The organism is Microcoleus sp. Pol12B5 (genome assembly GCF_036701335.1).
Taxonomy (GTDB): Bacteria; Cyanobacteriota; Cyanobacteriia; order Cyanobacteriales; family Microcoleaceae; genus Microcoleus.
In genome coordinates this window covers 13,196-35,824 of the sequence record NZ_JAUBQQ010000062.1, presented here as the reverse complement: position 1 = coordinate 35,824, position 22,629 = coordinate 13,196, and the positions used below count along the sequence as shown (strand labels likewise).

Sequence of the window (22,629 nt, the reverse complement as noted above, 5' to 3'; positions counted from 1 at the left end):
TTGTTAGCTCTCAAACATATTGATGCTTAAACTCCTCTTGGGGTGGTGCGCTTCAGGCGCACCCCCTGAACGGTTACGATTTGCCGATACCTGAATAACCGGAAACTAGCATCATTTCCGTTGTCCCACCACTGACGCGAGCGAAGGCTTCTAGCAAACTAGCAACTTCTCTTTCCCGTCCATAGAGTTTTTGCGGAATCATAAATTGGCTGTATGAATCTAGTTGACCTATAATAAAGGGGGAAATCTCTCCAGGAGAAAGCATCTGCTGGCAGTTTTCCAAGTCAGCTTTTAGTCCCAAAGCACTTTGATATCTATCTTCAGCAGTTTTAGATAATAATTTCATTACAATTTCCGAAACTGTATCCGGGATTTCTGGATTCAGCTTTTTAGGTGGTATTGGTGCTTTAGCTATATGGCAATGAACGAATTCCAGGGGGTCTTTTGCGGAAAAAGGTAGCTTACCCGTCAGCATTTCATAAAATGTAATACCGAGGGAGTAAAAGTCGGTGCGGTAGTCCACTGAGCGGTTCATTCTGCCTGTTTGTTCCGGCGACATATAAGCGAGAGTTCCTTCTAATAAGTTGGGATTTGTGACGGTTTGATTTTCTCGCTCTAAGAGAGAAGCAATGCTAAAATCAATAATTTTTACTTCCCTTATATCGGGGTCAATTAAGATATTTTGGGGTTTAATGTCTTTATGGATAACATTACTCTGATGGATATCTCCAAGAGTTGTTGCTAATTGAATTCCGATTTTGAGAAATGCGTTTATCGCCAAGGGTTGATTGTTAAGATGATCTTTCAAGGATTGACCGCTAAAATTTTCTACTATCAGCGCTAAGCCGTTATGATAATTTTCTAAAGCTATGGGTTTGACTATTCCTTGACTGTCTAAATGTCGAAGTATTTTATGTTCGTGTCTTAATCGGGAAATTTCTGCGATTGTCGGATGATCAGCTTTGAAGGTTTTGATAATTGCTGAGGTTTTATCAATGTCTTTTGTGCCGCGATAAATAATAGTATTGACACTTTCGTAAATAGCTGCGCTTATGTTGTAACTGATATCTTGCACCATTCTCAATTAGCCATACTGCCAACCACTAACAGTGATGTCAAAACCCTGCTGACGAGCTAAACTCTGGGTGCGATCGATATTAATTAACAGCCCCAAAACTACTAGAGATGCCAACAAAGTTTCTCTCGCCAGTAGCGCCGCGTCTCCCCAATCTGGCAAGGTAGTTTTTCCCGATGCTAGATATGCCCAGAAGGCGAGAAAGTAGGCAATAAAAGATAATACTAGCCACCGATAAACTCCCAATAAAGTGCTTTGTCCAAACCGATGCAAACCAAACCGATGTTTCACAGTTTTGAAGAATCCTTCAATCTGCCAACGTCTTCTACCGAGTCGAGTAATGTAGACAGCAGATAAAGGTTTTGTCGAAATTACAAAGCGTTTTTCGATACTGCCATCATCCCGTTTGAGCCAATACCAAGACAGGGTGACTGGAAAGTTTAATCCTTGCAGCACTACTTGCTGACCCCTTTGCAGTCCTTGGTTTACCTGCCGCGCATCTGCCAATCTCCGAGCGCTCCTAATCCTAAAAATACCACTTGTACGTGGTTGTTTTTTTACCCATTTTAGCATTTCTATACTGCCAAATGCGCTATCACCTAATACTCGAATTTCATAATGTGCTGTTAAGGTTTTTGGCAGAGTTTTTAGCAATCTTTGACCGAGTTTTATTGGCGCCAACTCTCCCTTGCCCCGATAGACTCGGAACTCCCAGGGTACTCGACTTCTTCCCACAAGTATGTAGAGGACTAACAGGTGCAATCCTCGTTTACCATTATAGACTCTAATTAGTTTCCCTAACCCTGAGAACTTACCAATTTTTTCGAGGGTGGTCATATCCAAAATTACCGTCAAAATTGGTCGCCTCCCAACCCCTCTTTCGGCTTTGACTTGCCTGATAATTTCGGTTCGCACAACTCGAATTACTGCCCGCACTCACCATTGGTAATGATTGAGGAAGCGACTAATCGCGCTGGCACTTACTGTTTGAGAGTGAGTCGGTAAACTTTGCCCTGTTGCTTCCAGAAATAGACCTAGCAAGGCTCGCAGACTTTTTTGTTGATATTTGCTTGGCATTAAATCCATCAAGGTATATACTAATGCTTGAGCGTAATTAAGGATGGTCAACATTAACTTATTCCATTGTTTATACGTCCTTCTTTTTACATTTTGGCACAAAATGCCACGCCTAATTGAGAATGGTGCAATATCTCAGTTGTAAGCGACAATAGTAATGCTCATGTACGTAATTTCCCTAATGATAAATTAACGAGCAGGTGGTATTTCAGTAGCTATACTGATATTTATGACAGAACCGAATTAAAAAATTATTTTTTATGCACTATAAAAAAGAGTAATGTAAGCTTTTTGAATAATATTTAAATTTTAACAAATCTCAATGTGCTTGTTTGGTACTTAATCTGCGAGAATCTTTAAACTTTATTAAGTATTTAAGTAAGCTCCTGAAAAAATTAACGACACAACTGCTGAATCTACCCGCTGTGATAGTAGAGGATAGCTTGGACAGAGAAGAGACGATTATTTTTTCGGTTAGAGTAATAAATAAAACAGCACTTGGCCCACGATGTAGTCCAAGCAATTATTATCTTTATCACAATAAGATAGTGCTGCATACTCAGGAATACGCAAATTTTAACACGAAAAAATGGCTGTACTTGCTTGAAAGTACCGATTTTTGTTACTATTGTTAAAACCCAACTAAATTCCTATGAAATCAACTACTAGGGCGCTGAAAGAATGGAATGTAGCAGTTAATGCTTTGGAACAAGGTCAAACAATTGTGCTGCTGCGGAAGGGGGGAATTCGCGAGCAAGCAGGACAGTTCAATGTCACTGACAAACAAGTTTTGCTCTATCCAACTTTTGAACACCAACAGCCGGATTTATTAAAGCCGGAGTTTGCACATCAAGTCAAGACTGTCGAATCCGGCTGGCATCCTGAAGTTATTAGAATTGGCAGTTGGGCTGAGATTACGGATGTTTTTTTGGTAGCTTGGGAACCGGCAATTACTGCGCTATTTCCTTACCATATTTGGAATGAAAATTTTGTCAGCGATCGCCTGAAATGGAAACAAAATCAGCCAATTTATATTTTATTGCTGCGGGCTTATCGCCTTGCAGAAATCCGCGAAATTCCATACATTCCTGAATACGGCGGTTGCCGTTCTTGGATCGATTTGGCAGATGCTATTTCGCTGGAGGGAAGCGAAGCTGTTTGGAGCAATCGAGAGTACATTGAACGCTCCAATGAAATCCGCAATCTGATAGCAAATCCTGCGAATGCTTCTGGTTCGCAGACAGTGACAATGCTGACGGAAGGTAGCCAGGATTTTAGTCCTCATTAATAGTTTTTAAGGTACTTTTAGAGAGGCGCGCTTCTACCAAACCCAGCCCAAAATCCGCAGCTAAGGCCATTAAAGCGGCCGGAATTGCCCCAGCCAAAAGTAACTGATTGTTGACGGTAGCAACGCCGCGAAAAATAAACACCCCCAAGCCACCTGCGCCAATTGCAGCGGCGATTGTAGCAAGTCCGATCGCAATTACTGCAGCAACTCGCACGCCCGCCAGAATCACGCCCAGCGCCAGGGGAATTTCCACTTGCCATAACAGTTGCATATCAGTCATCCCCATGCCTCTTCCTGCTTCCGTAATCGCTGGATCGACGCCGACAATACCAGTATAAGTATTGCGGATAATTGGCAGTAAAGAATACAGAGTGAGGGCGATAATTGCCGTGCGATCGCCTATTCCACCCAATACCGGCACCGGGATTAGCAAGCCAAACAAAGCTAAACTGGGAATTGTTTGCATAATATTAGCAAATCCCAAAATTGGCTTTTTCAATTTTGGTTTTCTGGTGACTAAAATCCCGAGGGGAATCCCCACACTAATAGCGATAAAAATTGCCACAGTTACTAAATATAAATGTTCACTGGCGCGCTGAATTATCTCAGCGCCATAGCGGTTGATAAATTGCATCATGTGGGAATGAGTAATTAGGAATTCGGAATTGTAAAGTATGCTATAATGGAATATCTCGTAGGATTGGGTTCACCAATATATTTAATTTCCCGCCATCAGCTTCAAGAATCCAGCCATACTCATAAACGAATGATGCGATCGCACATCATATTATTACCCCGTCCCAGGTAATTGCAAACACTCAAGAAATGCCTGAGCTTCTGGATGCTGAGATTTTAGAAAATCATCCGGCGATCCCAATTCAACCAACCGTCCGTCTTGCATCAAACCAATTCTAGAAGCTAACAAAAAAGCTTCTTGAATGCCGTGAGTCACAAAAATCACAGTTTTGCCGAGTTGCTGCTGCAATTGACCGAATTCCCGCTGTAATTCCAGACGAGTAATCGGGTCTAAAGCACCAAACGGTTCGTCCATTAACAATATCGGAGGGTCAGCGGCCAGTGCTCTTGCGACGCCTACCCGCTGCCGCTGTCCGCCGGATAACTGATGGGGATAGCGTTTGGCGAAGTGCTGGGGGTCGAGGTTGACTAATTCTAACAGTTGCCGGACGCGAGATTGAATACGATCGCCCTCCCAACCTTCCAATTTAGGCACTAAACCGACGTTTTGCTCGACGGTAAAATGGGGAAACAAACCGATTTCTTGAATAACATAACCAATTTTTCGGCGCAGTTGAATTGGGTTCCACTGAGTTGTCGGTTTTCCCATAACAAGGACTTCGCCGCTGCTTGGCGTTAGTAAATTGTTAATCAATTTCATGGTAGTAGTTTTGCCACTTCCGCTGCGTCCCAGCAATACTAAAACTTCTCCTTGCAGCACTTTGAAATTGAGTTTGTCTACTAAATTCCTGCGGTTGAGGCGATATGTCACGTCGAGGCATTCGACAGCAACTTCATTATTGAGAGGCATGATTAGTTTTGGTGATTTTGGTTTTCAGCAACTTAAAATCGGCGACACTCGGAAAAAAATTCCTAATCTAAAATCTAAAATCTAAAATCTAAAATCTAAAATCAACTTGATTTTGCCATTCTAGCAGTAAGGCTCGACACTGGAGGCAAGTTAATTTTTTGAGCAAGTCGCGAATTCCGTCTGGGCTGAGAGGATATTCAGCACCGATCAGTTCGGGGTTTACTGTGGCTGTAGGGTGCAATTCTGCAACAAAACCGTAGAGTTTTTGATTGGAGAAGGAACTGTTTATTTCCCAGCCGACGGTGTTAATCGGCTCGAGGCGGGCGATCGCACTTTCTGTCACGCCTAATTCTTTCTTGATTATAGCTGGAACTGCTTCTGCTGGCGTGGCTTCGGCTGGTACGCGACCGCCGGGAAAGTCGAGGGTTGCTTCTGCTACGCCGGGGCGATACATCGGTGGGGGGAACAGGAATTGGCCCGCTTGAATTGTCAAGATTACAACTGAATCAGCTCTTTCTACTCGCCAATATTCTACTGTTTTTCCTTCGGTTGTTTCGAGATGTTCCGCGATTAGTTTTACCCAATGAGAGTTGATTTCTACAAAGCGGTCTAGAGTTTTCCACTGGGATTTTGCAGTTTGGTTCATGTCGGAATTTGTCAAATAAATCAGATGTTGTTTGCTATGGTAGTCGAGGGTTGCCGAGCTGAACAATAGCCGATCGACCTTTTCAGCTTTGAGCCAGTTTTTTCCTCTCGATTGTAAATTTTTGCTACAACCTTACACATTCGCCTATATAATTCGGTAACATAGACTACATAATCAAAGTTTATCTGCGCCTTGGCTCTGGGTTGTTTCAACCGCGCTCTGGTGCAGACTCTTAGCTAGACAGGAGTAGTTATGCAACTGCAAACAGATATTCGTACTTGGCAATCCCAATCAACACCCGGAAGCTTCGCCGGTGTCCGCGACTGGGAAAAATTTGGCTGCGCCGTACCGGCACCAAAATTGGCTCCTTCTATGTGGGTTAAATTGTTCAATCCGCCAACCGCATTCAGCTTTGACGAAGCGTGGCTGTTGTGTGAATGTTCGGAAGAACAGTGGCTAGCTTGGATTCCTGATTATGGCGAAATTTTACTGAGTACACATGAATTTTGCGCTACTAAATCCTGAATTACGCAGACAAACTTTCATAAACGGGGTGTTAAAATCTATATCCCTCGCGTTCCACGGGATTTTTTGGAAAAAAGCTGGTTTCTGCGTAATTATGTCGTTTGCAGTGAGGAATGCAAGCCCTTAAACCTTGATAAGGACTTGCATTCCTCACTACAAACCTCTTATCTGATGTCGTTTCAGCCGATATCATATAAGTCCTAATAGATATTAATTGAAATTTCGCCAACAAAAAGAGCAATAGGTTTTCTATTGCTCTTTTTGTTCAAAAACACTCTCTAGTTTTTATCTGTAAGATAGCGGAAGTTATATCAACTGGCCTCGATTGACCCCAATATCGCTGCGGTGACGGGTTTACTGTATCGATGCTTGCATGGGAGATATTGGTGAACCCGCCCTTACAGGAATTACGGTCAATTTAGCCGCCGTGATATTGCTGGCTTATTTGCAAACTGCACGGTTATTTGCGTTTCTGACAATCGTGCCTACTCTACCATTAATTTGAATCGGGTTCTTAGTGCTGGCTCGAATCAAGAGTGGTTGTTTGGCGAGACATTCTCTGATTGATGCTGCCCAGGCGGTGAGAGCTCCGGTGTATTCTGTACGACCCGCTGGGGCGCGAAACTGATCGGTAATTAGGAAATCCGAGGTGATGCTAGTGTCAGTACCAACATTGGTAATAATTGGAAAGTCAAAGGCTCTGGGCAAGGTTCTGTCCTGGATTCTGCCCGGTACCAACTGGTATTTCTTCGAGCCACCCTTGTAGTCAATACCTGCTTGAGGGCTTGTAGGAGGGCTTGTTTGAGCCAAGACGGAAACAGGCAAGCTTGCTACCAAAACGGTGCAGCAACTCCAAAATAATTTCGATTTCATCTGATTCATCTCCTCAACTTTATGACGATTAGCACTAATTAGGTAGGCTCTAAAAACAGTAGCTTTTATGAAAAAAGCGCCTCATGACATTGAGCTTTTGAGTTTGAGTTTAATCTACCTAATTTATTACCAAACATTCTCAAAAATGTTATAACTGGTTGGCCTGACAAACTGTAGAATAGTTTCAGTTGAGTTAGACATTTACACATCTGAAGTTGTTACAGCATTTGGGAGTCGGTTTTACCAGAATGATTCATTTTTGAGCGATGTCATTGGAACTTTATCAAATTTTGTCTCAGATATCAAGTTTTGCAGATCGCGTATCACGTTTTAACACTGGTTTGCGGCTCGATCGAGGTTTGAGTGCTGCGGGCTATACCAAAGCGAGAAAGATGCTAGAGTGCACCAATGGCCGTTTGAGTATTTTCAGGCGACAATAGACAGAGAAGGGGCTTGAAAATAGGTGATTTTAGTGGAAGACAGTAAATTTATCGACGTATCGGACATTATGGGTGTTCCCGCGGCTCCGGCGGGTTACAAATCGGGCTTTGTAGGTATTGTCGGACGCCCGAATGTCGGAAAATCAACGCTGATGAATCAGTTGGTGGGGCAGAAAATTGCAATTACTTCGCCGGTGTCTCAGACGACGCGCAACAGGCTGCGGGGAATCCTGACGACACCTGAAGCACAAATTATTTTTGTAGATACTCCCGGAATTCACAAGCCGCACCACGAATTGGGCAAGGTTTTGGTGCAGAATGCCCGCACAGCCATTCAGTCGGTAGATGTGGTGCTGTTTGTGGTGGATGGTTCCGTGGAATCGGGAGGGGGCGATCGATATATTGTCGAAATTCTCAGCAATATCGGCATTCCGGTGATTTTCGGGATGAATAAGTTGGACGAACAACCGTCGGATTCCGTGTTGATCGATCGAACTTACGAGCAAATTGTCAATCCTGAGTGGCCTGTAGTGAAATTTTCGGCTCTCACGGGCGAGGGTGTCGAGTCGCTGCAACAATTGTTAATCGAACATTTGGAAGTTGGGCCTTATTATTATCCGCCCGATTTGGTGACTGACCAGCCGGAACGCTTTATTATGGGCGAATTGATTCGGGAACAGATTTTGCTGCTGACGCGGGAAGAAGTGCCGCATTCGGTAGCAATCGCGATCGACATAGTTCAAGAAGAAGCAAAAATTACCCGCATTCTGGCGACAATTCACGTCGAACGAGATTCCCAAAAAGGCATTTTAATCGGTAAAAGCGGCAGTATGCTCAAGTCGATCGGCAGTGCGGCCCGGGAACAGATTCAAAAGTTAATTGAAGGCAAAGTGTATTTGGAGTTATTTGTCAAGGTGCAGCCGAAGTGGCGGCAGTCTCGCACTCGTTTGGCGGAATTGGGCTATCGGGTGGAAGAATAAAACTTTATCTGTTGGCAGTTTTCCTCTCTTAATCTTGATGTGTTCAGAAGCAGATTAAAAACAAGATTGACAACTTTGCGAGATCCGCAGCCATAGGCTAGGATTTTGCAAAGGTCGAGAACACAATGACGATAATTCCAACTATGAACTACCGAAACCACATCACGATCGAAGCAAGTAAACGTGGTGGTAAGCCTTGTGTACGCGGCTTGCGAATTACAGTTTATGAAGTGCTTGAGTACCTGGCTTCCGAGATGACCGAAGCGGAAATTCTCGAAGATTTTCCCGATTTGACGCGAGAAGATTTAAAAGCCTGCATTGCTTATGCTGCTGACCGCGAGCGTCGGTTTATGACCGCGACCTTATCGGCATGAAATTACTTTTTGATGAAAATTTGTCGCCCAAGTTGCCGAATGATTCGGGGATTTTGTGAGGAGTTGGGGATTGAGGTGCCGTTATGAGCAATAAATCGAAGAAAGGCGTTCCTCAACTAAGATTTTCTGAATTCTCAGAAAGTTTACAGCTTATTAAATATCTTGGCGAAATGTTGGATTTCAAAAATGGAATCAATGCGGATAAATCCCAATATGGTCAAGGAATTAAGTTGATCAATGTTTTAGACATCAACTCCTGCAAACCTATAAAGGGGGCGTAATATCGAGCAAGTTTATCGCGGCCTCGACCTTACACCAGAACCTGAATAAACTATCTGAATCGACTAAATTATCACACCCAATCTAAAGATGTCGATCGCTGCCGATGGGCGATCGCTTATAATCGGATGAAAGCGCGATCGATAAGACTCACCCCAAAAGCACCTATGAAAACCACGATCGAAATCGATAGCTCCCTCATCACCAATGCGCTCCAAGTCACCGGACTGACTGCACAACAAGAAGTCATCGAATTGGCCCTGAACCTGCTGATCCAAATGAAAAACCAAGAGAACCTACGTGCGCTAAGGGGTAAACTCGCCTGGGACGGCGACCTCAATCGCATGAGAACGGATACGGAACAATAGTAAGCCCATGATTATTGTTGATTCCAGCGTCTGGATTGACTACTTTAACGGACAATCGACTAAATTACTAGTGGGGCGAAGCCAAAAGCTGATCTGCTAGAACCAACTGGTTTATATCTTCATTTAGGTTTACAGCTAATATGCAAACAGTTCAAGTTGAATACTCAGGTCAAATTCAAGTAAAAAAAGGTGAAAGCCCCAAAGAACTTTATGCTCACCAGAACGAAGCAATAAAAGCTCTGAATCATAAAAATGAATCTGCATTTGAAGGTTTACTGGTTCTACCTACAGGCGGGGGGAAAACTTTAACTGCTGTGCACTGGTTACTACGTAACTTTATTGACAAACGCAAGAAAGTTTTATGGATAGCTCACCGTCACGAGCTACTAAACCAAGCCATAGAAACTATAAAGTTCACTGCCTATAGTTCGGTCTTAAAAGATTCTGACAAGTTTAACTTTCGAGTAATATCAGGGCATCCTAAGCATGATATTCCCGTGAATATAAAACCAACAGATGACATCATTATTGCCAGTAAAGATAGCCTAAATAGTGGATTAACTCACCTTCTAGATAATTGGGTAGAGCATTGTGATTCAATACTTTTAGTGGTCGATGAAGCTCATCATGCAACTGCAAAGACCTATCGAAAATTAATCAATGCCATTAAAGAGAATTTTGAAAAACGTCAGAAGCCAGATGCATTTAGAATGCTCGGTTTAACTGCAACTCCATTCAGATCCGAAGAAACCGAAGCAGGACTGCTTAAAAAAGTTTTTCCTGACGACATTATTTTCTCTGAGCATCTAAGAAACTTAATTACGAAAGGAATACTTGCGGAACCAGTTTTTGAGGACTTGACTACCCAATTAGATTTTTACAACGAGCTAACCGATAAAGACATTAAAGCAATAGAAGATTTTGACAAATTACCTCAAAATATTGCTAAAAAGATCGCACAGTCTAGTATTCGCAATAACCAAATCGTAGATCACTATGTTAACAATCGAGATAAATACAAGCCAGTATTGTTGTTTGCAATTGATGTAGACCACGCTATTGCATTAAATGGTTTATTAAAATCAAGAGGAGTTAGCTCTGATTTTGTGGTTTCTAAAATAGTTGACATTGCGACAGGAGCTACAATTTCATCTGGCGACAACTCTAAGAAAATCGAGCGATTTAGGAATGGAGAACTTGAGGTACTTATTAACGTTGAGATGTTAACAGAAGGAACTGATCTCCCAAATGTTCAAACTGTTTTTCTTACCCGCCCGACCACTTCCAAAATCTTAATGACTCAGATGATAGGTAGAGCTTTGCGTGGTCAAAAAGCAGGGGGGACAGAAAAAGCCTATGTAGTTAGCTTTATTGATAAGTGGGAAGATAGAATTAGTTGGGTCAATCCTGAAAAATTACATCTTGAAGATGATGCAGAATTTGTTGATAGAGATATCCAGACAGTTAAGAAGATTGCTCGACTTATCTCTATCGATAAGATGGAAGAATTTGCGCGGATTATGGATGACTCCATAGATACAACGGGATTAGAGAAATTAGATTTTTTGAAGCGAGTCCCCGTTGGAATTTATCGTTTTTCAATTCTTGAGCCGTCTGAATCTGATGAGCCTACACCAAAGAACTACACTGTACTGGTATATAGTGATACAGATGAGATCTACAATAATTTTGTTAATGATTTAGAAGCCATACTTAATACTGTCAATATTGAAGATAGAGAAATATTGACTGATAAAGAGCTTGAATATTTGCTCCAAATTGCAATAGACAACTATTTTCTTGACCATAAGTTTTTAATAGGCTATAGAGATCGGGACATAGAAAACATCTTACGCTACTACGCACAAAAGCAAATAAAGCCAGAGTTTATTCCATTTGCGGAAAAGAACAAGTGCGATATATATAAGGTTGCAAGGCATATCTACGATAACGATCTTGGCGAGAGAGCTAAAACTGAGTACATTAATTCACTTTGGAGTGCAGAGCAGTCATTCTGGCAGGTGATTTTTGACTACAATCTGCTTTACTTTTGCAAGCAATTAGATATTGAAATCTACAAGATCAAAGGACTATACGGCAATCTCGATTTATCCCGCCCAACAGTGATACCTGATGAAGTTCCACTTGCAAATCTAACTCTTGAGCAGATTGGAGAAAAAGACCCAGAAGAATACAGAAAAATTGTGGATACTGTATACGAAAGAGCTACGGATGACTGGGACTTTATCACTTGTGCCAGAAGTGGATTTAAGAGTAAAACTCGGATAAATTTCCAAATCGATCACATCACACCAATGTCAAAAGGTGGTCTCACCACGCTAGAAAATCTTCAAGTTCTGTCTCGTAAAGCCCATAAAGAAAAGACCCGATTGGAAAATTTAGAAAAATAATAGGTTGTTCGACCTAAATGGCTGTCTAACACTGCGTTGGAGCCGACTACTAAAAAACTGATCTGTAAAAGCCAAAGTTCGCCTGCGGCGGCTCAACTTACTGCCGTTATCTCGCAAACGCTGCCTGACCTTGGAGATGATTCGGAAGCGCGATCGAGAGCTTGACATACAGAAAATTGGTAGAATAAATAGACACGCTTCGATCGCACAACCATGCAACAAGCTAGTAGATCCAAAAAAAAGATGTTTGTGTAAATCGTTAAAATAGTACCAAAAACAACCAAGGAGAAACCCATGTTAACCCTAGAAATGGCAATCCAAAAAATCCAACATTTTTCCCCCGAACAACGCAATAAAGTTATTGAATTTATCGAATTTCTAGAATTTCAAGCCAGCCAAACTAAAACGATAGAACCAAAAAAAGATGACTCCAATCAAGAACAATCCTTTTTTGAGCTAGCCGGAATCTGGGAAGAAAAAAATATCACCCTAGACGACATTCGCAAAGACGCATGGGGTAAAGAAAACCAATGATTTTGTGTGACACCAATATTCTCATCGAATTCTATAAAAACAATACCGCCATCATTCAAGAACTACGGCAAATCGGCAGCCAGAACTTAACCATTAGCATTATCACCAGAGCCGAACTGTACTATGGCGCACTCAACAAAAACGAACTAAACCGCATTCAAAAACACCTCGACTTACTTCAAAATATTCCCATCGATCGACCCATCTCAGAGCAATTCATCGAACTCATGGCGCAATATTCCCTAAGCCATAAACTCACAATTCCCGATGCCATGATTGCCGCCACCGCCCTAACCCATAACATTAGCCTTTATACCCTAAACCTCAAAGATTTTCGCTTTATCCAAGGCTTAAAAATATATCAATCTCCCTTCCATGACCCAAACTGAAGCAGTGGGGTAACAGATTCAGCGCACCGAACAATTCAAAAAAGGCTTGCTGCAAAAAATGTTTGTGTAAATTAGGGAATAGGGAATAGAAATAAACTCCATTTCTATAGAAATCGGAGGCAATGAGGTGGTTAGCCGAGTTCGGTAGGAGAGAGGAATTAAGCAAGTCCCCATTGATGCAGTCAAAAACGACCTGTCAGGTTATTTGCAAGTTGCCGAGAAGGAAAGGGCATCAGCATTGAGGCAATGAAGGCGAAATATAACAACCTCAATGCAGCGGACGGACGAGAGTCGCTGTGCTGAGTCCTGAGATAGCTACCGCCACTGACCAGGAACATTATCTCGCAAACACTGCCTGACCTTGGAGATGATTCGGAAGCTCGATCGAGAATTAACGATTCCGGTGGATAAATGTCGCCCTACATTAGCAACACTAATTGCTGCTTTATTCTACGATTTATCAACAGATAAAGAAATCAAAATCCCTTCAATCGGTGAAAAACGAGAACGGGAATTGTAGTCTCCTACAGCTAGGACTTGATATGATATCTACGAGCAAGCCAACTGGTTGAGTCAACAATCCCCGTACCCTGATAGTCGGGGAGTGTCAACAACAACTATCAAGGCAACTCAACCGAACTCGGTTTAGCAATGTGAGGCAAGCCCCAGCCCAATTTTTCCCGCAAAATGTGGAAAAACTCAAAAGATTGCACCCGAATAAAGCGGGCTGGGTACGGAGAACGCTCGACTTGCACCCAATCTTCGGGCAGAACATAACATCCGCCGTTACCGTCTACCACCATCACCAGGCGGTTTGGACTCGCCGGCAAAATCTTGACCGGCTCAGTGTTGGAAAACACCAAAGCCCGCGAAGCCATTGAATGCGGGCAAATAGGCAGCAACTGCAACACCGGCACTCCGGGAATGATCACAGGCCCACCCGCAGAAAGGGCGTAAGCTGTCGATCCTGTGGGAGTTGCGATGATGACTCCATCTGCGGCAATGTCAATAGAGGCGTGCTGACCGATCGCCACTTCAAAATGACACATACAAGTCAGCGGTTCCCGGTGCAGCACCATTTCATTGAGACAAAGGGCTTCCCAGAGGCAGTCGTTTTCTCGAAACAGCCGCACGGCCAGCATCGATCTTTCTTCTATTTCGTATTCTCCGGCGATTACCTTTTCCAAAGCTTGCGGCAGCAAGTTCAGGTAAGTTTCTGTTAAAAAGCCCATGTGACCGGTATTGACAGTCAGCAGCGGCACTCCAATCGGAGCGACTTGGCGAAATGCCGACAGTACCGTACCGTCGCCGCCCAAAACCACTGCAAACTCCATGTCGCTGTCAAAACCGGGGGGGACGAGTTGTTCGATCGGGTTGTGGCACAGGGGGCGATCGGGGCTAGAATAGCCCAGAATTCCTCCCGAACCAGAAACCGAGCAAACCTCCCAGCCGCGGGCAGTCAGCTTCTTTTCTAACTCTGCGGCGATGCGACAAGCCACAGGTTTAACGTCGTTGTATATAATCCCAGCTTTCGGCACTTTAAAATGTAAAGGGCATTTTTTGTTTACTCCGTTTTTTAGTCTTAAGCTGCTCGTACTCTATTTCCTTGAGCTTCTTCATAATCAGATTAAAGTATTCTTCCAGATAAGACTCCAAAGTAGTAGTTTCTTTAGGGTCGAGTCCGAAGACACTGTAAACATCATCCATCGGAGCTTTCAAGGGTTTTCCGGCTGCCAAAACTTCTGAAAAAGCCAATCTGTCAGCTACGTTCCAACTCCACTGAAAGAAAGTAGCTAACTTACGAGTAGCCTTCAACAAGGCGTCTGGGGTGCGCGTAATTTTAGCTTGCTTCCCTGACAGCCGTTCGCACAACCGCACGATTTCTTCAGCATCCCAAGCGCGATTTCCCACAACCGGAAAGCTTTTTTTCTCGGTTTCGGGAACGGAAAGGGCTCGGACGGCAAATTTAGCAACGTCCTGAGTGTTCATGTAGGCAAGGGCGGATGGCTTGTTGGGCAGCCAGACTGCCTGATTGTCCAAAATCGGCATTGCATACAGGCTCACCAGTCCTTGCAAAAAGCCGCAAGGTCTCAAGATTGTGTAGTCTAAACCGGATTCTGCTAAGAACAGTTCGGTACAGCGCTTGATTTCCAACAAGGGGACTTCGGGATATTTCTCAGCGTCGAGAAAGGAAAAGAATATATAACGCTTGATGCCTGCTGCTGCTGCTGCTTGGATCAGCGATACTTTTCCGTCCCAGTCTACTCTTTTGATGCTGACAGAATCGGCTGCACTCGCTGTTGCTGCATCGATAATAGCAGTGACGCCTTCTAGGGCCGGAGGCAGACTGTCTGGCTGGCAAAGGTTCCCCGGTACGAGTTCAGCGCCCCATTCTTTCAAAAAGGCAGCTTTTCTGTAACTTCTGACTAAACAGCGCACCTGGTAGCCCTCGTCTAGGGCGCGGCGGGCTATCTGGCGGCCGAGAGTGCCGGTGGCACCTAAAATCAATAAAGTCATCTAGGGATTAATTATGAATCTTAAACTTTCTATAAGATGGTATCAGGTTTTTGTTAAGTTTTTATAACAAACTTAACAAAAACCTGAAGTTTTCTCATTTTAGGCTTGAGATATTCGGCAGAAGGCTGGCTTTCGGCAGAAAGTAGACTCTAGAAGGCAGAAGGTAGAAGGCTTCTGAAGGATTGGTTGAAAAAAACTTATTCTTCGCCGCCTTGCAATTTGAGCAGGAGGAAGCCTCCACCTATACCCACGAAAATTAGGGAAAAGGACAAAAAGGCTGCATTGAAAATTTCAGGATTCATGATTTGATATGTCCAATTGGGCGATCGCATTAAATAAAGATAATATAATTTGGGGCAACCCGGTACATGAATGCTAAAATTTCAGTGCCGAAATTCCTGTATTTTGTTGGAGAAAACTGCCTTGAGTCTCGATCGGGAATCAAAACTAGCTGTAACTCTGGGAGATCCGGCGGGAATTGGCCCGGAAGTGATTCTCAAGGCATTGGCAGATCCCACTGCTGGTTTGAGGGTAACGGTTATAGGTTCGAGGAGAGTTTTGCAGCAAACTTACGATAAGTTGCGATCAACCAATCCCGCAGCAAAAGCGGCAAATCCCGAAACATTAAATATTATTGATATCGAACCAGACAGCAAGTGGGGCGAAATTGTCCCTGGCATCGGGAGTGCAGCTAGCGGGGCGGCTAGCTTTGCTTACATGGAAAGCGCGATCGCCCTTACCATCGCCGGCGAATTCTCCGCGATCGTGACAGGCCCGATTTCCAAAACTTGTTGGCAGGCCGCAGGTTACAATTATCCCGGACAAACAGAACTCCTCGCAGAAAGGGCGAAATCGCAGCGATTCGGAATGCTGTTTGCCGCCACATCTCCCCACAGTGGCTGGACGCTCGTAACTTTACTGGCTACCACACATATTTCCCTGCGTCAAGTACCTGATGCTTTGACTCCAGAATTGCTGAGCGAAAAACTAGAATTGCTGGTAAAGTGTTTGCGGGAAGATTTTGGGCTGGAAAGACCGAAAATTGCGATTTCTGGCTTAAATCCTCACAGCGGCGAAAATGGCAAACTGGGAAATGAAGAGCAAGACTGGATGATACCTTGGTTGGAAACGCAGCGCGATCGCTTTCCTCAAGTGCAGTTAGACGGGCCAGTCCCCCCTGATACCCTGTGGGTAAAACCGGCTAAAGTTTGGTACGGTTTAGCCAAGGAAGCTCACGACGGTTACTTGGCAATGTACCACGACCAGGGGTTGATTCCAGTAAAATTAATGGCTTTCGATAAAGCAGTCAACACTACAATTGGCTTGCCTTTTGTCCGCACTTCTCCGGATCACGGCACAGCTTTTGATATTGTAGGTCAAGGGATTGCAGATGCCTCCAGCATGAAGGCAGCATTGCAGTTGGCCGCCCAGTTGGCTAGTCGCAGAACAGCAGTTAAAATAGGGCGATAGCTTTAGTACGCCTGACGCTTGGAACAATTGTGTCATTCCTATTGATTTTCGCTGGGGTGAGGCGGCAAGCAAGCTGGTAATTTCCTTCGGTCGATCAAAATCAACTTTTGGTAGCGCAGTATGGCAGCATCTAATGATAATTCAAACAAAATATATCAGTCAGAAAAAGAGGTTTCTGATGCAACTCTGGCAAATTCTAAAGCTGGAGAGCAACTTCAGGAATTGCTAACTATACTGACTGAATTCCAGTTATTAAAGAAATCAAAAAAAGAACCAAGCGAGCTGAAGTTACCCCTTTCGGAAAAGTCTGTGCAGCGGTTGGAGGATGAGGAAAATCGACGCCAACAATTGTCTTTTCGGATCGAATCACCGAGTATTGTGCCGGAAGTATTAACTAACGATGAAGAGATCCCATCTCAAAGACGAGAAAACAATAATCAGGAACCCGATTTATCTATGGCCGGGAAGGTAGCCAAAAATCATCGGCCGTCGGAGGAAGAATTAGAACAAGCAGTAGAGCAGTTTAAACAGTTGCAACAATTGCTATTTGAAAGGGATTTACCGGAATTTTACAGTAATGTTTTGAACGTGGAAAAAAGGTTAGAAAATTTTGAGAAGCTGATGTCTCAACCAGAAGAGTTGATGGTTTTACTGAAACCGTTAATTCCTGAGTTAGTGAGAGAAGAAGTAGAGGAGTTGAAGTCGGAATTAAAAAAGGCGATCGACCTCGCGAGCAATAATAGAATTAATCCGATCGAGTTGGAGGCAAAATTAGCAGATTGGGAAAATCAAATTGCTAACTTGAACCAGCAGCCACTGCCGAATACAGAACACTTAATCCAACGGCTGATGCCAGTAGTGGGCGATCTGCTCAACCGTAAGGTAGAGGAGTCTAAGTTAGAGGTAGCTTCGGCGATCGCACCGAGAGTCAATCAAGTAATTCACAATCAAAACGGACTTGAAGAACAGGTAGTAAGAATTGAAGATAGAGTTGCGAATATTCAGCAGCGTTACCAGCAGCAACCGGAAGATTTAATCAAGCACCTGGTACCAGTAGTTAGCGAATTGCTGAACCGCAAAATTAGTGAATTAAAATTAGAGGTGGTAGAAGCTGTTGCCCCCTCAGTACAGGTAAGAATAGCTTGGGTAGAAATAGAAGAAAAAGTATTGAGCATCATCGAACGCCGACTGGCTACGCAACAGTCGCCAATTCAGAAGCCAGAAGAGATAATGGCGATGCTAATGCCCGCAATAACTGATTTGCTGATTCAGCAAATCGATGAATCAAAATTACAAGTAGCAGCGACGATCCAACCTTTGATAGAATCAGCAATTCTTCAAAGAGAAGTTCAAGGAAAATTGAGCGACGTAGAAAGTAGACTAAATAATCTTCAGCGACAGCAAAAATCTCAGCCGGAAGATATAATGGCAAGGTTAATGCCGTTAATGATTGAGTCGCTGAACCGAAAAATCGAGGAGACAAAGTTAGAGTTGAGAGAGGCGATCGCGCCCGGTGTCAACACGGCTATTCAAAACAGCGGTATTGCAGCCCAAATATTAAATAATGAAACTAAGATTGTCGAAGTTCAGCAGCAAGTTTTAGCCGAGATAGAAGGGTTGATGGCAAGAATAATGCCAGTGATTGTAGAAATGCTGTCTCGCAACATCGGGGAAGCAAAGCTAGAGATAGAATCTGCGATCGCCCCGGCTGTCGATGCCATCATTCAGAATAAAAGGATCGATCAAAGACTCGCGAAGATCGAACAACAGATTGTGGCGATCGAACACCGGATTTATGAATCGACAGACTTATTTACGGATTTACTGAAACCTTTGATTGACGAGCTGATGGTTAGCCATCACGCCCAACTGCAAAAGTCTGTCATCGAATCTATTTTACCATTGTTAGATGAAGTTGTAAGTTATAATTACAGACTCAACGATAAAGTAGGGGAACTCGATCGCAAAATTACTGATGCGGAATGGGGAGGCGATCGGGAAGAATTAGTCGCCCGAATTAAAATCATTTTTCCCGAAATGATGCTCCAAACCATTAATGAGTCGAAACAATCATTTGTCGAAACCATAGCTCCGATAATTGATGAAATAATTAATACCAAAACCCGAGAAAATCGACAATCGATGGGAGTAGCCATATCGCCGGCTCTGACTGTGGGAATCAGCCACAGAATGAGTGAATCGCCCGATGAAATTGCCATGGCGATCGCGCCGGAAATGGCCGCCGCTATCAGACAGCAAATTCATCTCAAGCGAGAAGCAATGTCGGATGCACTTTATCCGATCATCGGCAGCACGATTTTAAAATACATTGCCGAGATGATGCGGGAGATTAATGAAAAACTCGAAGCATCTTTAAGTCCAGAGGGAATTAATCGCAAAATTAAAGCCAAATTACAGGGCATTTCTGAAGCAGAATTGCTGATGAAAGAAACAACACCACTGAGTGTTAAAGCGGTTTTTTTAATTCAAACGCAATCCGGCTTAGTCATTTCAGCAGTGCAGAAGTCTGAACGCGAACAGCTAGAATCAGACATGGTAGCAGGGATGCTGACTGCTATTCGGGCTTTTGTTAACGATTGCATCTCTCAGTCGGGAAATATTGCAGAGATTGATGCTATAGAATACGGGACATCTAAGATAGTATTGGAAGTAGCGGGTTCGTGTTATCTGGCCGTAGTTATGCAAGGAGAAACCCGCCAGTGGTTTAAGTACAAAATGCGATCGATATTCAACAATATTGTTCAAGAATACGGAACTCAAATTCAGTCATTTAACGGCGATCCAGCAACTGTGCCACCCGAAGTAAACTCGAAATTGCAAAAATTAATCGATACAGAGGTAAAAGTTAAATCTCCTAAACTTCCCATTTTACCCATGATCGGTTTGGCAGCGTTAGGTTTAATTGGCGTACCTTGGGGAATTCATCAATACCGCAGCAGAGTTGCAGCGAGCTTAGAAGCAGATACAAATTTAGCATTACAATCTGCTCCCGATTTATCAGTTTATCGCCTCGTGGCTGATGTTAAAGATAGAGTATTGGAGATTTCGGGACGAGTGCCGAATCAAAATCTGCGATCGAAAGCGGAAAAAATCGCTCAGCAAGCGGCTCCCCAATCAAGAATTGAAAATAAAATTATAGCCGTTGAAGTACCTCCAGATCCGGTTTTAGTCGAAGCCGATGTCAAGCGGACAGCAGCTCTTTTGAATAAAGTAGAAAGCATTAATATCTCAGCTCGCTATGCAGAGGGAAAAGTCGCCGTTGCAGGCAGCGTAAGCAAAGTACCAGATGCTCAGAAAATAACTCAAGCTTTTGAGAAAATTCCGGGGGTGAAGTTTGTAACAAATACAGTGATAATAGGAACTCCACCGCCACCCAAGATAATAATGCCAGTTCGCGTATATTTCGGTGCAGGTTCGGCAAGTTTGCAGGCGAAAGATGTAGCAGAAAAGCTTAGCAAAGTCAAGGAATATATGGAGAAAAATCGCACGAAAAATTTAAGGGTAGTTGGCTACAGCGATTTTAAAAGCACTCCGGCCGAAAATCAAAAGTTGGCACTGGAAAGGGCGACAAATGTGAAAGGTATTTTGGTTAGACAAGGGATAAATGGCAACAGAATACAAGTTGCTTCTACTAAGGGTCGTCCCGAAGCTGTGGAGGCCAATCAACCGCTGTGGCTTAGCAGATTGGTAGTATTTGAGGTGGTAAATTAAACTTGCGAATTGGGAATTGTTGACTGTTGACTGCTGACTGTTGACTGCTGAGTGCTGACTGCTGACAACTGCCCACTGCCCACTGACTCTTAAATTAATCGAACTCGCCCGGAAGTAAAGGCTTGTATTCGATCGCCCGCCAAGCATATTAACAAGCGGCCGCATCCATCAATGCCCGCTGCTTCTCCGCAGATAGTTTCCGAGGAAAGTTCGATCGCCACCGGGCAGCCCATCAACGCATCACGGCGACGCAATTCCGGCAAAAGTAGCGCTAAACCGGACTTGGAGGCTGGCTTGTCTGTGGTAGAAAACATATCGGCTAGTTCGAGTAAATAGTGCCGCAGTCGATCGAGCAAACACAGTTCATCTGGTACTGTACTAGCAATTGAATGCAAGCTTACCGCATTGCCGAGATCCCTTTCAGCCAATCCCGCAGCCGCGAAATCTACGCAGCGGTTGAGTCCAATTCCCACAACGGCGCGAGTTTTGCCCAAAGCATTGCCGTTGGTGGCTTCGCAGAGAATTCCCGCTAATTTCTGGCGATCGATCCAGACATCGTTTGGCCATTTCAGGCGCAGCATATCGCGACAGTCGGGAACCAAATCTTCGATCGCGTAAATCACCGCTAAACCCGCTGCTAAACTGAGTCCCGGCAAGAGATTGGGGTTGAGGTTGTCGAGTACAAAACTAACAGTTAAGACACCGGTTGGGGCGTGCCAGGTGCGCCCGTGTTGGCCGCGCCCGCTGGTTTGTCGCTTGGTAAATACTGCATCTCCGTGGTGGAGTTGGGCCGCGCGGGCGATCGCCCAACTGTTGGTACTCGGACAGGTATCCAAGGAGTGTAGCCAGTGAGGGAGGTTTGGGCGATCGGGTTCTGGGGTTGCGGGCACGGGAGTTAAGGGCAATTCAGACAAGGTTTGATTTGTAGTATTTGATATTTAAAAGCTGATTATCGCATTTTCCAGAAGTGCCACCTCGCGCGACGGCGAGAATTCAGAGAAATTGGTGTGTAGTACAGTTTCAGCATCAGATTTACCTTACGCCACAACATCATTTTAGCAGCAAAACTTTTGATTTATAAGGGTTTGGGGGAACGGAGAGGGTTGTTTGGAGCGATCAACACCCCTTTAAAAAACCCAATTTAAAAAAAAGTTGTATTACCCCCTTGACAGTCTTGTATTATGCAATGTAGTATAAATGTATGGCGAAGGGTAAAGAGCTTCAAAGTCTTACCCCACAAGCAACATGAACCTTGAAAACTGAATAGGAAGTTAATCGTGTCACATAATTGTGGACATTGGCGGTGTAGACTCCGGCAACAATAACCCGATCGGGTTGTAGTACGCGGAATCAACCGCCACCCCGTCCCAACTTGAGTAATTCAAGGACAGAAAATTGTTCATTTTCGCGGGGGTATAGCTCAACCGGTCAGAGCAGTCGCCTGTCGAGCGAAAGGTTGCGAGTTCAAGTCTCGTTACTCCCGTCAGTCGATTTTAGATTTTAGATTTTAGATTTTAGATTTACTCCACAGGAGAAGAATCTCGGACCTGGAACTTTGGTCTAAAATCCACACCTCCTGTCGGAAAGCAAGTATCCGTTTTTCGGCGGGGGTCAAAGTCCCGTAGGCAAAAGTCAAGCCGTCTCCCTCTCAAGGAGAAGATTGCGAGTGCAAACCTCGTCGGGACTCCCAGGTTAGGTGGCTGAGTGGCTCAAAGCGTCGGTCTGCAAAACCGATTTTCGCGGGTTCAAATCCCGCCCTAACCTCTGTTCCTTATCAGAAATTAAAAATTAGAAATTAAAAGATTAAACTAACAGTCTTTTAATTGAAATTTTTAACTTTGAAAAGGAACGAAGCGAAAGTGACATTGCAGCGTAGCTTAATCGTAAAGCGCCAAGTTCATACCTTGGTCAATGCGGGTGCAAATCCCGCCGCTGCCACCAAAAGCAGGGATGGTGTAACTGGCAACACTCTGGTCTCCAAAACCAGCATTCTGAGTTCAAATCTCAGTTCCTGTGCCAATTTATAGTGCTGTAGGCAAATGGTTTAAGCCGCTTGGTTTTCACCCAAGTGATTGCGGGTTCAACTCCCGTCAGCACTTCCAAAA

At 43.9% G+C, this 22,629-nt stretch carries 21 protein-coding genes, 6 tRNA genes and 1 pseudogene; 18 read left to right on the top strand and 10 right to left on the bottom strand.

Annotated elements, in window-relative coordinates:
* Positions 1-73: 73 nt before the first annotated feature.
* Together QUA24_RS21470 and QUA24_RS21465 are read right to left on the bottom strand one after the other, a co-directional pair.
* Positions 74-1,078 (bottom strand): protein kinase domain-containing protein, encoded by a 1,005-nt coding sequence (locus tag QUA24_RS21470; RefSeq protein WP_445242632.1) that lies wholly within the window; start codon positions 1,076-1,078, stop codon positions 74-76.
* A gap of 6 nt (positions 1,079-1,084) precedes the next feature.
* A pseudogene (locus QUA24_RS21465) lies at positions 1,085-2,206 on the bottom strand (transposase).
* A gap of 598 nt (positions 2,207-2,804) precedes the next feature.
* Here QUA24_RS21465 and QUA24_RS21455 point away from each other — a divergent pair.
* On the top strand, positions 2,805-3,440 hold the full coding sequence (locus QUA24_RS21455; protein WP_333231901.1) for a DUF1802 family protein: 636 nt from the start codon (positions 2,805-2,807) through the stop codon (positions 3,438-3,440).
* Here QUA24_RS21455 and QUA24_RS21450 read toward each other — a convergent pair.
* The 3 genes from QUA24_RS21450 to QUA24_RS21440 all read right to left on the bottom strand — a co-directional run bounded on the left by QUA24_RS21450 (position 3,427) and on the right by QUA24_RS21440 (position 5,632).
* Positions 3,427-4,077 carry an ABC transporter permease gene (locus QUA24_RS21450; protein WP_333231899.1) on the bottom strand — a complete coding sequence of 217 codons (651 nt, stop codon included), beginning with the start codon at positions 4,075-4,077 and terminating at the stop codon, positions 3,427-3,429. The two genes, QUA24_RS21455 and QUA24_RS21450, sit on opposite strands and share 14 nt — an antisense overlap.
* 153 nt (positions 4,078-4,230) lie before the next feature.
* Entirely contained in the window at positions 4,231-4,986 is a 756-nt protein-coding gene (locus tag QUA24_RS21445) for an ATP-binding cassette domain-containing protein (RefSeq protein WP_333231897.1), read from the bottom strand.
* An 88-nt stretch (positions 4,987-5,074) separates the two neighbouring features.
* Positions 5,075-5,632: an NUDIX hydrolase gene (locus QUA24_RS21440; RefSeq protein WP_333231895.1), complete on the bottom strand. Its 558-nt coding sequence runs from the start codon at positions 5,630-5,632 to the stop codon at positions 5,075-5,077.
* 252 nt (positions 5,633-5,884) lie between these two features.
* Between QUA24_RS21440 and QUA24_RS21435 the strand changes: the two genes are divergently transcribed.
* Entirely contained in the window at positions 5,885-6,157 is a 273-nt protein-coding gene (locus tag QUA24_RS21435) for a hypothetical protein (RefSeq protein WP_333161866.1), read from the top strand.
* A gap of 441 nt (positions 6,158-6,598) precedes the next feature.
* Here QUA24_RS21435 and QUA24_RS21430 read toward each other — a convergent pair whose 3' ends face one another.
* Positions 6,599-7,030: a hypothetical protein gene (locus QUA24_RS21430; RefSeq protein WP_333161868.1), complete on the bottom strand. Its 432-nt coding sequence runs from the start codon at positions 7,028-7,030 to the stop codon at positions 6,599-6,601.
* Positions 7,031-7,538: 508 nt separating this feature from the next.
* Here QUA24_RS21430 and era point away from each other — a divergent pair.
* The 8 genes from era (at position 7,539) to QUA24_RS21390 (ending at position 13,325) form a co-directional block, all read left to right on the top strand.
* Positions 7,539-8,450, top strand: coding sequence for a GTPase Era (gene era / locus QUA24_RS21425; RefSeq protein WP_333231911.1), 912 nt, complete (start codon positions 7,539-7,541; stop codon positions 8,448-8,450).
* Between the two features lie 143 nt (positions 8,451-8,593).
* Positions 8,594-8,824 carry a DUF433 domain-containing protein gene (locus QUA24_RS21420; RefSeq protein WP_333231909.1) on the top strand — a complete coding sequence of 77 codons (231 nt, stop codon included), beginning with the start codon at positions 8,594-8,596 and terminating at the stop codon, positions 8,822-8,824.
* 83 nt (positions 8,825-8,907) lie between these two features.
* Complete coding sequence (locus tag QUA24_RS21415; protein WP_333231894.1) at positions 8,908-9,105, top strand: hypothetical protein; 198 nt, start codon at positions 8,908-8,910, stop codon at positions 9,103-9,105.
* A 165-nt stretch (positions 9,106-9,270) separates the two neighbouring features.
* Positions 9,271-9,471 (top strand): type II toxin-antitoxin system VapB family antitoxin, encoded by a 201-nt coding sequence (locus QUA24_RS21410; RefSeq protein WP_333231892.1) that lies wholly within the window; start codon positions 9,271-9,273, stop codon positions 9,469-9,471.
* Between the two features lie 140 nt (positions 9,472-9,611).
* Positions 9,612-11,882, top strand: coding sequence for a DEAD/DEAH box helicase family protein (locus QUA24_RS21405; RefSeq protein ID WP_333231890.1), 2,271 nt, complete (start codon positions 9,612-9,614; stop codon positions 11,880-11,882).
* A gap of 294 nt (positions 11,883-12,176) precedes the next feature.
* Positions 12,177-12,416 (top strand): DUF2281 domain-containing protein, encoded by a 240-nt coding sequence (locus QUA24_RS21400; RefSeq protein ID WP_190738517.1) that lies wholly within the window; start codon positions 12,177-12,179, stop codon positions 12,414-12,416.
* Entirely contained in the window at positions 12,413-12,805 is a 393-nt protein-coding gene (locus tag QUA24_RS21395; protein WP_333231888.1) for a type II toxin-antitoxin system VapC family toxin, read from the top strand. Before QUA24_RS21400 ends, QUA24_RS21395 begins: the two co-directional genes overlap by 4 nt.
* Before the next feature lie 367 nt (positions 12,806-13,172).
* Positions 13,173-13,325, top strand: coding sequence for a hypothetical protein (locus QUA24_RS21390; RefSeq protein ID WP_333231886.1), 153 nt, complete (start codon positions 13,173-13,175; stop codon positions 13,323-13,325).
* Between the two features lie 100 nt (positions 13,326-13,425).
* On the opposite strand, the gene QUA24_RS21385 is transcribed toward QUA24_RS21390, so the two are convergent.
* From QUA24_RS21385 to petM, 3 genes are all read right to left on the bottom strand, one after another.
* Positions 13,426-14,343, bottom strand: coding sequence for an NAD(+) kinase (locus QUA24_RS21385; RefSeq protein ID WP_333231884.1), 918 nt, complete (start codon positions 14,341-14,343; stop codon positions 13,426-13,428).
* Between the two features lies 1 nt (position 14,344).
* Positions 14,345-15,322 carry an NmrA family NAD(P)-binding protein gene (locus QUA24_RS21380; protein ID WP_333231882.1) on the bottom strand — a complete coding sequence of 326 codons (978 nt, stop codon included), beginning with the start codon at positions 15,320-15,322 and terminating at the stop codon, positions 14,345-14,347.
* Positions 15,323-15,519: 197 nt separating this feature from the next.
* Positions 15,520-15,624 (bottom strand): cytochrome b6-f complex subunit PetM, encoded by a 105-nt coding sequence (gene petM, locus QUA24_RS21375; protein ID WP_172189541.1) that lies wholly within the window; start codon positions 15,622-15,624, stop codon positions 15,520-15,522.
* 70 nt (positions 15,625-15,694) lie between these two features.
* Here petM and pdxA point away from each other — a divergent pair, with 70 nt between their 5' ends.
* Both pdxA and QUA24_RS21365 read left to right on the top strand, forming a co-directional pair.
* The gene (gene pdxA / locus QUA24_RS21370) at positions 15,695-16,792 is read left to right on the top strand and encodes a 4-hydroxythreonine-4-phosphate dehydrogenase PdxA (RefSeq protein ID WP_333231880.1); all 1,098 of its coding nucleotides are present in this window, start codon (positions 15,695-15,697) and stop codon (positions 16,790-16,792) included.
* Between the two features lie 120 nt (positions 16,793-16,912).
* Positions 16,913-20,524, top strand: coding sequence for an OmpA family protein (locus QUA24_RS21365; RefSeq protein WP_333231878.1), 3,612 nt, complete (start codon positions 16,913-16,915; stop codon positions 20,522-20,524).
* An 89-nt stretch (positions 20,525-20,613) separates the two neighbouring features.
* Here the strand turns inward: QUA24_RS21365 and QUA24_RS21360 are convergent, their stop codons facing one another.
* Positions 20,614-21,438, bottom strand: coding sequence for a biotin--[acetyl-CoA-carboxylase] ligase (locus QUA24_RS21360; protein ID WP_333231877.1), 825 nt, complete (start codon positions 21,436-21,438; stop codon positions 20,614-20,616).
* Between the two features lie 495 nt (positions 21,439-21,933).
* On the opposite strand from QUA24_RS21360, the gene QUA24_RS21355 reads away from it, so the two are divergent.
* From QUA24_RS21355 to QUA24_RS21330, 6 genes are all read left to right on the top strand, one after another.
* Positions 21,934-22,007 (top strand) — tRNA-Asp (locus QUA24_RS21355).
* A gap of 132 nt (positions 22,008-22,139) precedes the next feature.
* A tRNA-Glu gene (locus QUA24_RS21350) sits at positions 22,140-22,214 on the top strand.
* Positions 22,215-22,288, top strand: a tRNA-Cys gene (locus QUA24_RS21345).
* Between the two features lie 102 nt (positions 22,289-22,390).
* Positions 22,391-22,465, top strand: a tRNA-Met gene (locus QUA24_RS21340).
* A 3-nt stretch (positions 22,466-22,468) separates the two neighbouring features.
* Positions 22,469-22,543 (top strand) — tRNA-Trp (locus QUA24_RS21335).
* A gap of 6 nt (positions 22,544-22,549) precedes the next feature.
* Positions 22,550-22,626 (top strand) — tRNA-Glu (locus QUA24_RS21330).
* The last annotated feature ends 3 nt before the right edge of the window (positions 22,627-22,629 follow it).

Coding starts and splice junctions, on each gene's coding strand:
- QUA24_RS21420 (WP_333231909.1), top strand. CDS start 8,594: ATGAACTACCGAAACCACATCACGATCGAAGCAAGTAAACGTGGTGGT.
- QUA24_RS21470 (WP_445242632.1), bottom strand. CDS start 1,078: ATGGTGCAAGATATCAGTTACAACATAAGCGCAGCTATTTACGAAAGT.
- era (WP_333231911.1), top strand. CDS start 7,539: ATGGGTGTTCCCGCGGCTCCGGCGGGTTACAAATCGGGCTTTGTAGGT.
- pdxA (WP_333231880.1), top strand. CDS start 15,695: ATGCTAAAATTTCAGTGCCGAAATTCCTGTATTTTGTTGGAGAAAACT.
- QUA24_RS21395 (WP_333231888.1), top strand. CDS start 12,413: ATGATTTTGTGTGACACCAATATTCTCATCGAATTCTATAAAAACAAT.
- QUA24_RS21435 (WP_333161866.1), top strand. CDS start 5,885: ATGCAACTGCAAACAGATATTCGTACTTGGCAATCCCAATCAACACCC.
- QUA24_RS21400 (WP_190738517.1), top strand. CDS start 12,177: ATGTTAACCCTAGAAATGGCAATCCAAAAAATCCAACATTTTTCCCCC.
- QUA24_RS21445 (WP_333231897.1), bottom strand. CDS start 4,986: ATGCCTCTCAATAATGAAGTTGCTGTCGAATGCCTCGACGTGACATAT.
- QUA24_RS21405 (WP_333231890.1), top strand. CDS start 9,612: ATGCAAACAGTTCAAGTTGAATACTCAGGTCAAATTCAAGTAAAAAAA.
- QUA24_RS21380 (WP_333231882.1), bottom strand. CDS start 15,322: ATGACTTTATTGATTTTAGGTGCCACCGGCACTCTCGGCCGCCAGATA.
- QUA24_RS21455 (WP_333231901.1), top strand. CDS start 2,805: ATGAAATCAACTACTAGGGCGCTGAAAGAATGGAATGTAGCAGTTAAT.
- QUA24_RS21450 (WP_333231899.1), bottom strand. CDS start 4,077: ATGATGCAATTTATCAACCGCTATGGCGCTGAGATAATTCAGCGCGCC.
- QUA24_RS21365 (WP_333231878.1), top strand. CDS start 16,913: ATGGCAGCATCTAATGATAATTCAAACAAAATATATCAGTCAGAAAAA.
- QUA24_RS21440 (WP_333231895.1), bottom strand. CDS start 5,632: ATGAACCAAACTGCAAAATCCCAGTGGAAAACTCTAGACCGCTTTGTA.
- QUA24_RS21430 (WP_333161868.1), bottom strand. CDS start 7,030: ATGAAATCGAAATTATTTTGGAGTTGCTGCACCGTTTTGGTAGCAAGC.
- QUA24_RS21390 (WP_333231886.1), top strand. CDS start 13,173: ATGATTCGGAAGCTCGATCGAGAATTAACGATTCCGGTGGATAAATGT.
- QUA24_RS21410 (WP_333231892.1), top strand. CDS start 9,271: ATGAAAACCACGATCGAAATCGATAGCTCCCTCATCACCAATGCGCTC.
- petM (WP_172189541.1), bottom strand. CDS start 15,624: ATGAATCCTGAAATTTTCAATGCAGCCTTTTTGTCCTTTTCCCTAATT.
- QUA24_RS21415 (WP_333231894.1), top strand. CDS start 8,908: ATGAGCAATAAATCGAAGAAAGGCGTTCCTCAACTAAGATTTTCTGAA.